Genomic DNA, 9285 nt, shown 5'->3' with positions numbered 1-9285 from the left:
TAAGCACAAACGGCAAAAGTCGCGCTTCAGCATGACCTCACACTGAGATACCAGACTATAATGGCTATCATAGCGTTGTTGCCGACAATATCAGCAAAGACCGCAGAACACGGTTGCGAAAGCTCAGACGTTATCCAGAGCTGCGCAAGTTCGTCATAGAACAATTGGAAGCACATTGGTCGCCGGAACAGATCTGTGGCCGACTGGTTAGTCATGGCCTGAGCGCGATACGTCTATGCGCAGAAACGATCTATCGCTTCATTTATTCAAAGGAAGAATACGCGCTGAAACTGTATGAACACTTGGCCGAGATGCGAACAAAGCGCTGCCCACGTGGCACCAGACGATCGCGCAGTTCCCGCATTCCAGAAGCGTTTCGTATTCATCAACGCCCTGGTTTTATTGGCAATCGTCTGCAATTTGGAAATTGGGAAGGTGATTTGATTATCTTTGATCGTGACCTTGGAGAAGCCAATGTCATGACCCTTGTTGAACGCAAAAGTCGTTATTGCGTCATCATTAAAAACAACAGTCGGCATTCAAAGCCTATCATGAATAAAATCATTCAGGCCTTTGCTGCACTGCCTTATCACGCACGTCGAAGTTTTACCTCTGATCGTGATTCCGAGTGTATGGCGTATCGGGCTTTGGAGGATGGAATGGGGGCAAAAAGCTGGTTTTGCGACCCAAACTCACCCTGGCAGAAAGGCGCAATTGAGAACATCAACAAGCGCATTCGACGGTATTTGCCCAGCAACACGGACCTGACACAAGTCAGCCAGGCACAGTTGACCGCCCTCGCCCATAATCTCAATGCAACACCGCGCAAGTGTCTTGGATTTAAGACACCCGCCGAGGCTTTTGCTACACTTTTGCAGGAAGCAGCTTAATCAGATACCCTCACCGCCGGCATGATGCAGTTGGAGTAGCTTTTCCAAAGCGTCTCCAACGAAGCTGCAGATTTCGCGCATTTCATTGGATGACGTTTAAACAACTTTGATAGGGTTCTCCGCAGCTTGACACATTTAATACTTCAGATCCGAGCCTTGAAAAAGTCAACGACGAAGGAGTGGTTATTTTTCGTCTCCTGTTAGGTCTCTTTTGATTTTATCGTCCAGAGAGCCCAGCAAGCTTACCAGTTCTGGTTCATCAATGAGAAGCGCTGCATCTTCAGAAGGTAGCCATTTTCGTTGTCGTTCAGCACATTCGGGCCAATGGGAATTCTCACAGGTGACCTCTAATGGAAACACCGATACTTTGATCGGGATGAAAACTTTCTTCAGGCGTTTCCAATAAAAATATACGCCGAGCGTTGCCGATGACACTTTTCCCTCAATCCCCGCCTCTTCAAAGGCTTCAATACGTGCAACCTCGCTAAGACTACGATTGCCCATCGGCCATCCTTTGGGCAGACAAAAGCGGTGCGTGGTCCGCGTAGTTATTAACATTACCTCCAGCACGCCGTTCGCGAACCGGAAAGGAAGCGCTGCAGCCTGTTGCAGTTCCTTTCCTGCTTCAGCTTCGCGAATGCGCTTTTTCCATTTCCTAAATTTCATCGCCTGGCCTGTTCGTATCTATAAATTATAACGTACCAACCGGAATCTGCTTTAAGATCGCGAACAGAAGTGCTGAGAGGAGAGCTGCAGCGGGAACAGTAACTACCCATGCAGCACCAATCGTGAGCGCGTGCGATCGGCGCACCAGCTTTCGACGGCGGCGTTCTTCAGCTGGCAAGGCTTGACCGGCTGGCACAGCCCTGCGGGCCAGTTTTAATCGACGCTCTGCGTCCCATTCACGGAAGAAACCGACCCCGAATATAGCTCCTATCGCAATATGGGTCGAACTGACCGGAAGACCGAGACCACTGGCAAGGATTACGGTAATTGCGGCTGAAAGTGAGACGCAGTATGCCCGCATCGGGTTCAGCTTGGTGATTTGATTACCAACCATTCGAATTAGTTTGGGACCAAACAGACACAGGCCGAAGGAAATGCCTGCCGCCCCGATCAACATCACCCAGAACGGAATGACGACACCGTCGCTTAAAGATCCAGTCTGTGAGGTCTGAACGATGGCCGCAAGCGGACCAACTGCATTTGCTACATCATTTGCACCGTGAGCAAAACTGAGTAGCGCAGCAGAAACGACAAGAGGTATTCCAAACAGAACCTTTAACGACTTGTTCCGATTTTCAAGTCCACGGGATTGGCGGCGAATAACAGGTATCATTGCAATCCAGCTTCCGATCCCAGCAGCCAATCCTATGATCAGGGCCCAACTCATCGGTACATCGATCAGTTGCTTCAGCCCTTTCATGATAAGATAAGTTGCAAAGGTCCCCGACATGATGCCGACCAGAAGCGGAACCCATATAAGAGCGGCAGCGATCTTATCTTTACGATATACAATACGCGTTTTAATCAACCAGAGAAAACACGCAGCAATCACTGCTCCTAATACCGGCGAAATAATCCAGCTCGCTGCAATGGCTGCCATCTGTATCCAATTAACTGCTCCAATCCCTGCGGCAACGATGCCCGCTCCTATGACGCCACCGACGACGGCATGTGTCGTAGAAACAGGCGCGCCGATCGCTGTGGCAATATTGACCCAAAGTGCAGAAGCCAGCAATGCTGCCATCATTGCCCAGATGAATGTGGCAGGTGTATCAAGTGTTTCCGGTGCAATTATACCTGTTGCTACTGTAGATACCACATCGGAACCTGCAATGAGTGCGCCGGCACTTTCGAATACGACCGCGATTGCAATTGCACCGCCCATGCTTAGTGCATTCGCACCAACTGCCGGTCCCATGTTGTTGGCAACGTCATTGGCGCCAATGTTCAATGCCATATAGGCGCCAAAAGCGGCAGCGGCAACAACGATGAGCATCTGACTGGTCTGATCCAGCAACATCGCCGCGCCTAATCCTGCCAGAATGATAAAGACCAGAGCAATGCCCGGTGCTACCAAAGGTCTAGAAACGTAGCCCGCAGCCGTTTCGAGTCTGGCAAAGCGGCCCAAATCCCGGTCAAGCGTGTCCAGATGCCGGGCTTCGGGGTCTTCGTATGCCATAAGCTAATCTCTCGATTTTCGATGCGACCAGAAAGTTCGTCCAGTTGCGGCGCATCTTTTCTATTTTCACAGCGGTTTATGCAACCATTCACCAGTGTCAATGATTCTAGGAATCTTGGATGAATGTGAGCCGGTATCCTGCGGTGGCAATATCAAAAATTCTGATTAAGCCCTCCTTAAGTTGGTCGTGCCGCATGGCGATGGCGCAATGGATTTTCAGCCTGCAAATATCCGTTCGCTTAAGTTGCGCTGTTTGTAAAGCAAGCAGGCATATTCGATCTTCACAAGGGGGCGATATTGCGGTTTGTAAGATCAATTCAAATGGCATCTGGGGGCGGAAACAGATCCCCTCCATTGGCTTCCCTCCCGCGCCGAGGTCATCGATAGATCATATTCCACTTGCCGCATCTGGGTACAGCATCGCGATGTCCGGGCGACAGCCGCCTCCCCCATTGACGCTTTGAATCGGAAGCAGACTCTTAAAATATGCCACTCGAATTCGGCCAGACCATCTCGGCTCATAGCTTTCTCCAAAAAGCAGTTTTGAATCCAGCCTGGGTAGAACGTCCAGCAATTGGTCCGTGCTTGCTAACATCTAGCGACCGATACCGGTGAATAGAATAGGATGGTGGCTTGAGAGACCCCATGTGCGAAATCGGCCTTAAACGCAGCAATCTCCTCTTCCCGACAACCGGCGTTCAGAAGCTCCGAAATCCACCACTTCGCGGTTGACAGGACAAGAGATGTAAGCATTGTCCACGACGTCAAAAGCGTCACGACCCTATGGCAATCACAGCAAGCGTTCGGATTGCGGGTCAACACCCAATGTTCAGTGTTCCCAGATAATTTGCCTGATGCCACCGCCCGCCAGTGCTGTGCGGATTATTACTCGCATATCGTTAGTTGTTAATTGGGCTGGAACAGTCACAGTGAAAAAACCGATCGAACGAGAGATTACACTCCACCGGTTTTGCACAAAACTGGTCACATAGAACAGGGTGCGGCACGGACGAATATTTTCAAAGACCCAGAGTTGCCAGCGCGTCGAATGCGAATAACGAGTCCCACCACACGTTTCCTCTACAGGTAAGCGTGCACCAAAGAAAATCAACAGATATCAGGTGACAGCGGCAGCAGTACAGCGCAGTCAGGCCCACATCCTCACAGGACAGCTTAGAATGAAGTACATTTGAAACATAACAATAATCAGGAAGTCCAAAACTGTACGGAACTTCACCGAGCAAAACTTAGGCACAGTGAGCCTTCGGCCAGCTGCGATGGGCTCATCTGCTGCTTCGCGGTGGCGCTTGGCGCGTGGTGGCCGCAAAGCAGGCGGTCGCAGAAATCCTGACGAGACGGGAAGTGAAATGAACATCACACGCAACGCGCCTGTCGACACGACCGCAGGCAAGCGAAAAGCATTCCACAATTTGCGCGTATTATTCTCGCACGGACGTCCGACCTTGCCCAACGGTTGCAAAAGCAACGCAATGACGGACCATTTACTGTCAGTGCAGCCGCTTGCATAGCGTAAGTCTCGTCGGGATCGCCTGGGCGAACAGCTCAGTCGAGGCTATGTAATCATCCGTAGTCTTAGGTGAACCACAGAGAATTATAAATTCATCGAATCGTTCAACCTAAACTTCGATCAGGCTCATGTTGAGGACGTAGTTATTTTTTTCCAATCCCAGAATACTAAAGCTTTAGATCGCAATATTATTTTCCAATAATTGAAACATATTAGTGGTTTATTGGTTTCACTACGATTGCGAGTTACAGATCATACCCGTCGGCAAGCGCGAAAAAACAGGAGTCAATATGCCAACTCAATATCAGTGGCCGCGCCTCTCTCCCATCGCCACAGGCGTGCGCGGCCGGTGTCCTCGATGTGGAGAAGGTCATCTTTTTCAAGGCTTCCTCACGCTGAGAGAAAAATGTGAAGTATGTGATTTGGACTATTCATTTGCAGACCCTGCAGATGGTCCAGCGTTTTTTATCATGATGTTCGGCTGTATACCTAGCATGGTATTTGCTGTATGGCTGCAGATAACCTACGAGCCTCCCTTATGGGTGCATCTCTTTACGAGCCTACCCCTCCTGCTTTTAACTTGCATCCCGCCTCTTCGTCCGACGAAAGGATGGCTCATCGCTAGCCAATATTATCATAAAGCGCAGGAAGGCACTATTGATCGAGATTGGCGCAATACCTAGGCCATGCTATGGCTGTCTCACGATCAATCTTTCTGGATATATCAAGGGCTCGGTATGCTGCGCGCCTTTTGACCCGCAGAGAAACTAATCGGTCTGCGCTCCGGTTGCAATGCGTGCGATAAAGAAGAAGGTTCAGGAACTAAATCATACATATGAGGTTTCTCTACTGAGGTCGCCGCGTGCCAATCGGGCATGACGGAGATGGTAAACGCGGCGGTTTTCCCGATTTCTCGCTGCGGGCAACGAAATGCCAGGCGAGCACCTTAACCCGTCCGCTGCGGCCTCGTCATTGTTTGGTAACATCGTTAATCGAGAAAATTTGATCCCGTTGCATTCTTCCAGAGCGCTTGACGAGGGACAGATGTTGCAATCTCGATTCATCATACGGCCGCAACCGTCGTTGTTGGCAGTCAGTTTGGTGTCGTACACGTTATTTTACATTGGGATTGTTTCTCAAGAAGAATACTCCGTTTTAAGAAGTGTTGCGGATTTTGCTAGACACACCGCTCTATTCGTCGCGAGTTAAGGGAGGCATGGCGAACTTGGTGCAAGTGGCGAACCGTCGGCCTCCGATCCGCCATAAAACCTATAACCATTTTGTTCCTGAACTGACATTTCTTCATCTCGTGGGAACGACAGCGATCGCCAGGAGTTGGGAGGCGGTCAGGAGAAAAGATATGAACATTCTGGTCATCAATGTATACGAGACCGACGGTGCCTCCGTTGTGGAATTCGTCGGTGAAGGTGAAGAGAAGATCACAGTTTGTTTGGACGGACTAAAATCGGCCAGCAGAAACGAACTTCTACAGCAGGCCGTTACCAGTTTGCTTCATGGCGTTCAGTCTGCCGAAGTTGAGCTTGGAGTAGCCGTTACTCCGCCACCCCCCGACGATGAAACTGAGCAACTAGAGATAGGACTTGAAAACACCTTCCCTGCGAGCGATCCAGTTGCGGTCACTAACCCTGGGCCGCCGGCTTCTGCAGATCCAAAATCCTAATTGAATTAACTGTGTGGGTAATCAAAAAATGCCGAAAGAGACGAACGAAACCACTTCTCGCGATCTTTCTGCAATTCACAAACTTCCGCGACGGCCTCGCGCTGCAATCTTCAAACAATTGGGGCCAGGCCTTGTGACAGGTGCTGCGGATGATGATCCGAGCGGTATCGCGACCTATTCCCAAGCCGGTGCGCAGTTTGGCTACCATATGCTTTGGAGTATGTTGTTCACGTATCCACTCATGTCAGCCGTTCAACTGGTCAGCGGCAGGATTGGCCGGGTGACAGGTAAAGGACTTGCTGCAAATCTTCGTGACATCCTTCCCCGATGGGCACTCCTTGGTATCTATCCGAGCAGGGCCGCCTTGTTTTGACGGCATGACGTGAAGATTGTGTCCTTGAATTTCATAAGAGACACAAGGAGCGTCACGTGAGTTCTCACAGGATAGATTTACCTAATAAGGGCGTTGTAAGCCGTCGCTGGCCGGCGGCATTGAAGGAAGAAATTGTTCTTGCGACGCTTGAGGCGGGCGCAAGCGTTGCATCGGTCGCCCGGCGTTACGAATTGGATTCGTCGCAGATTTATCAATGGCGCAAGGCTCTGAAGGTTTCTCGGTTGCCTCTGAGCGACACGGCAACGTTACCGGAATTTCTTTCTGTGGAGGTTTGCGCAACGGAGCCAGATGTACGTGCACCGGTCGATAGCCTTAAAGAAGTTACATCTGTCTGTAATCGGCAATCGCCTTCATCGTCATCGACTGGGATGATAGAAATAGAGGTTGGTTCGCGGCATCGGGTTCGGGTTAGGGATGGTTTTTTATCCGATACGCTGGATCGGGTGCTTGATGTTTTACGGCGTCACCGATGATTACGCTTCCTTCAGGTCAGGATGTGCGGGTGTGGATTGCGACGGGCCATACGGATATGCGATGTGGGTTTCCCTCATTATCGTTGCGCGTGCAGGAAGTTCTGAAACTTGATCCACTGGGTGGCCATTTGTTTTGCTTTCGGGGGCGGCGTGGTGATTTGTTAAAAGTGATCTGGCATGACGGCCAGGGGAGCTGTTTATTCACAAAAAGGCTCGAACGGGGCAAGTTTATCTGGCCATCTGCTGAAGGTGGCGCTGTTACAATATCACCGGCCCAGCTGAGTTATTTGCTCGCTGGAATTGACTGGCGCAATCCGCAGGAAACATGGCGTCCAACGCGGGTTGGGTAGCATTATTTGGTTGAAATTGCAGGAGAATATGATTGAATTGCTTCATGCGTTTGAAGCCATTCGATCTTCCTGCAGACCTTGAAAGTGCCTACTTGGCGCTGCTGGCTGAGCATACTATAATTGTGGCAAAACGTGACGTTGCTGTAGCGCAAGCCGCCAATGCGCAAGCCATGCTTTCTGACAATGATGCGTTGATCGCTGCTCTGGAATTAAAGATAGAGAAGCTCAGACGAGAATTGCGCGGTCAGCGTTCCGAGCGCACAGCGCGTCTGCTTGATCAACTGGAGTTGCAGCTTGAAGAACTCGTGATGTCTGCGAGCGAAGATGAGGCCGCCGCACAGGTGGCATCTGCCAAAGCGTCAAGCGTGCGTTCGTTTACGCGCAAACGTCCAGTTCGCAAGCCATGGCCGGAAGATATTGAACGTGAGCGCGTTGTGATTGCAGCCCCAACGGTTTGCGCGTGTTGCGGGGGATCACGCCTATCGAAACTGGGTGAAGACATTACTGAGACGCTGGAAGAAGTTCCGCGCCGCTTCAAGGTGATTGAGACGGTGCGAGAAAAGTTCACTTGTCGGGATTGCGAAGCAATCAGCCAGCCACCGGCGCCGTTCCATGCCACGCCACGCGGTTTTATTGGAGCCCAATTGCTGGCTACTATTTTATTCGACAAGTTTGGCATGCACATTCCGCTCAACCGTCAGAGCACGCGGTTCAAATCCGAAGGCATGGATCTGTCGACCTCGACGCTTGCGGATCAGCTGGGGCTTGGAACATCCGCGTTGATGCCACTCTTCAACCTGATCGAAAGTCATGTCTTTGCGGCTGAGCGACTTCACGGTGATGACACCACCATTCCCATCCGGGCGAAAGGCAAATGCACAACCGGACGCATCTGGACTTATGTGAGAGATGATCAACCATTCAATGGCCAGGCATCGCCCGCGGCAGTCTATTATGCTTCGGGTGATCGGCGCGGCGCGCACCCGCAGAAGCATCTGGCCAGATACGGCGGCATTCTGCAAACGGATTGCTACAACGGGTTTGAACCGATTGCGGTCGCGCAAATGAAAGAGATCCCGATTACATTCGCCTTTTGTCATGCACATGCACGACGGAAATTCTTTGAACTGGCTGATATTGAGAAAAGCGCCCGGGATCGTAAGCGGAATGGCAGGCCAATATCGCCCATTGCGCTTGAAGCCGTTAGGCGTTTCGATGCACTGTTTGACATTGAGCGGCAGATCAATGGACTGAGCGCTGAAGAACGGGTCAAAGAGCGGCAGAAAAAGAGCAAGCTGCTGTTCGATGATATGCATGAATGGCTAATAAAAGAGCGTGCTACACTGTCCAGTTCATCCGATGTGGTCAAGGCCATGGATTACATGCTCAAACGATGGGAGGGCTTCGCACGCTTCATCGCAGACGGCAGAATTTGCCTTACAAACAATGCCGCAGAAAGAGCGCTGAGAGGTATCGCATTGGGGCGCCGTAACTGGACCTTCGCCGGATCACAGCGCGGGGCCGATCGTGCCGCCATCATGCTCACATTTATCATAACCTGCCGTCTTAATGACGTCGATCCGAAAGCCTGGCTAGCCGATGTCTTCGCCCGCATCGCCGATCTGCCCGTATCACGCCTGCACGAACTCCTGCCCTGGCAGTGGAAAAAACTGCCCGAGGTCGAGAAAACCCTCGCTCAGCCCGCAGACTGAACAGCCGTCACAGCATACTTCATCAGAGGATTGCGCGCGCTAGAAAATCCAGCGGTCTTCGGCGCATGGGTA

At 51.2% G+C, this 9285-nt stretch carries 7 protein-coding genes and 2 pseudogenes; 7 read left to right on the top strand and 2 right to left on the bottom strand.

Annotation, left to right across the window (positions count from 1 at the left end; translation table 11 throughout):
* Positions 1 to 44 precede the first annotated feature (44 nt).
* Positions 45 to 890 (top strand): annotated as a pseudogene (locus CEV34_RS00380) (IS30 family transposase); the annotation flags it as partial.
* Positions 891 to 1073: 183 nt separating this feature from the next.
* Here CEV34_RS00380 and CEV34_RS00375 read toward each other — a convergent pair.
* A complete protein-coding gene (locus CEV34_RS00375) occupies positions 1074 to 1556 on the bottom strand; it encodes an NUDIX hydrolase (RefSeq protein WP_094543105.1) in 483 nt (160 codons plus the stop codon).
* Between the two features lie 25 nt (positions 1557 to 1581).
* Complete coding sequence (locus CEV34_RS00370) at positions 1582 to 3075, bottom strand: inorganic phosphate transporter (protein WP_094543102.1); 1494 nt, start codon at positions 3073 to 3075, stop codon at positions 1582 to 1584.
* Between the two features lie 1818 nt (positions 3076 to 4893).
* Between CEV34_RS00370 and CEV34_RS00355 the strand changes: the two genes are divergently transcribed.
* The 6 genes and pseudogenes from CEV34_RS00355 to tnpC all read left to right on the top strand — a co-directional run bounded on the left by CEV34_RS00355 (position 4894) and on the right by tnpC (position 9213).
* Positions 4894 to 5286 carry a DUF983 domain-containing protein gene (locus tag CEV34_RS00355; RefSeq protein WP_094543112.1) on the top strand — a complete coding sequence of 131 codons (393 nt, stop codon included), beginning with the start codon at positions 4894 to 4896 and terminating at the stop codon, positions 5284 to 5286.
* A 677-nt stretch (positions 5287 to 5963) separates the two neighbouring features.
* Positions 5964 to 6284 (top strand): hypothetical protein, encoded by a 321-nt coding sequence (locus tag CEV34_RS00350; RefSeq protein ID WP_094543110.1) that lies wholly within the window; start codon positions 5964 to 5966, stop codon positions 6282 to 6284.
* A gap of 28 nt (positions 6285 to 6312) precedes the next feature.
* A pseudogene (locus CEV34_RS00345) lies at positions 6313 to 6630 on the top strand (divalent metal cation transporter); the annotation flags it as partial.
* A gap of 83 nt (positions 6631 to 6713) precedes the next feature.
* Complete coding sequence (tnpA, locus tag CEV34_RS00340) at positions 6714 to 7151, top strand: IS66-like element accessory protein TnpA (RefSeq protein WP_094543094.1); 438 nt, start codon at positions 6714 to 6716, stop codon at positions 7149 to 7151.
* On the top strand, positions 7148 to 7501 hold the full coding sequence (gene tnpB / locus CEV34_RS00335) for an IS66 family insertion sequence element accessory protein TnpB (RefSeq protein ID WP_094543092.1): 354 nt from the start codon (positions 7148 to 7150) through the stop codon (positions 7499 to 7501). Before tnpA ends, tnpB begins: the two co-directional genes overlap by 4 nt.
* 44 nt (positions 7502 to 7545) lie before the next feature.
* On the top strand, positions 7546 to 9213 hold the full coding sequence (tnpC, locus tag CEV34_RS00330) for an IS66 family transposase (RefSeq protein ID WP_094543089.1): 1668 nt from the start codon (positions 7546 to 7548) through the stop codon (positions 9211 to 9213).
* Positions 9214 to 9285: the final 72 nt, after the last annotated feature.

This window comes from Brucella pseudogrignonensis (assembly GCF_002252525.1).
Taxonomy (GTDB): Bacteria; Pseudomonadota; Alphaproteobacteria; order Rhizobiales; family Rhizobiaceae; genus Brucella; species Brucella pseudogrignonensis.
Note: the sequence above shows the minus strand (reverse complement) of the source record. Positions and strands in the feature narration are given on the sequence as shown.

Excerpts from the sequence above, each read along its gene's own strand:
- CEV34_RS00375 (WP_094543105.1), bottom strand. The coding sequence starts at position 1,556 with ATGAAATTTAGGAAATGGAAAAAGCGCATTCGCGAAGCTGAAGCAGGA.
- CEV34_RS00370 (WP_094543102.1), bottom strand. The coding sequence starts at position 3,075 with ATGGCATACGAAGACCCCGAAGCCCGGCATCTGGACACGCTTGACCGG.
- CEV34_RS00355 (WP_094543112.1), top strand. The coding sequence starts at position 4,894 with ATGCCAACTCAATATCAGTGGCCGCGCCTCTCTCCCATCGCCACAGGC.
- CEV34_RS00350 (WP_094543110.1), top strand. The coding sequence starts at position 5,964 with ATGAACATTCTGGTCATCAATGTATACGAGACCGACGGTGCCTCCGTT.
- tnpB (WP_094543092.1), top strand. The coding sequence starts at position 7,148 with ATGATTACGCTTCCTTCAGGTCAGGATGTGCGGGTGTGGATTGCGACG.
- tnpC (WP_094543089.1), top strand. The coding sequence starts at position 7,546 with ATGCGTTTGAAGCCATTCGATCTTCCTGCAGACCTTGAAAGTGCCTAC.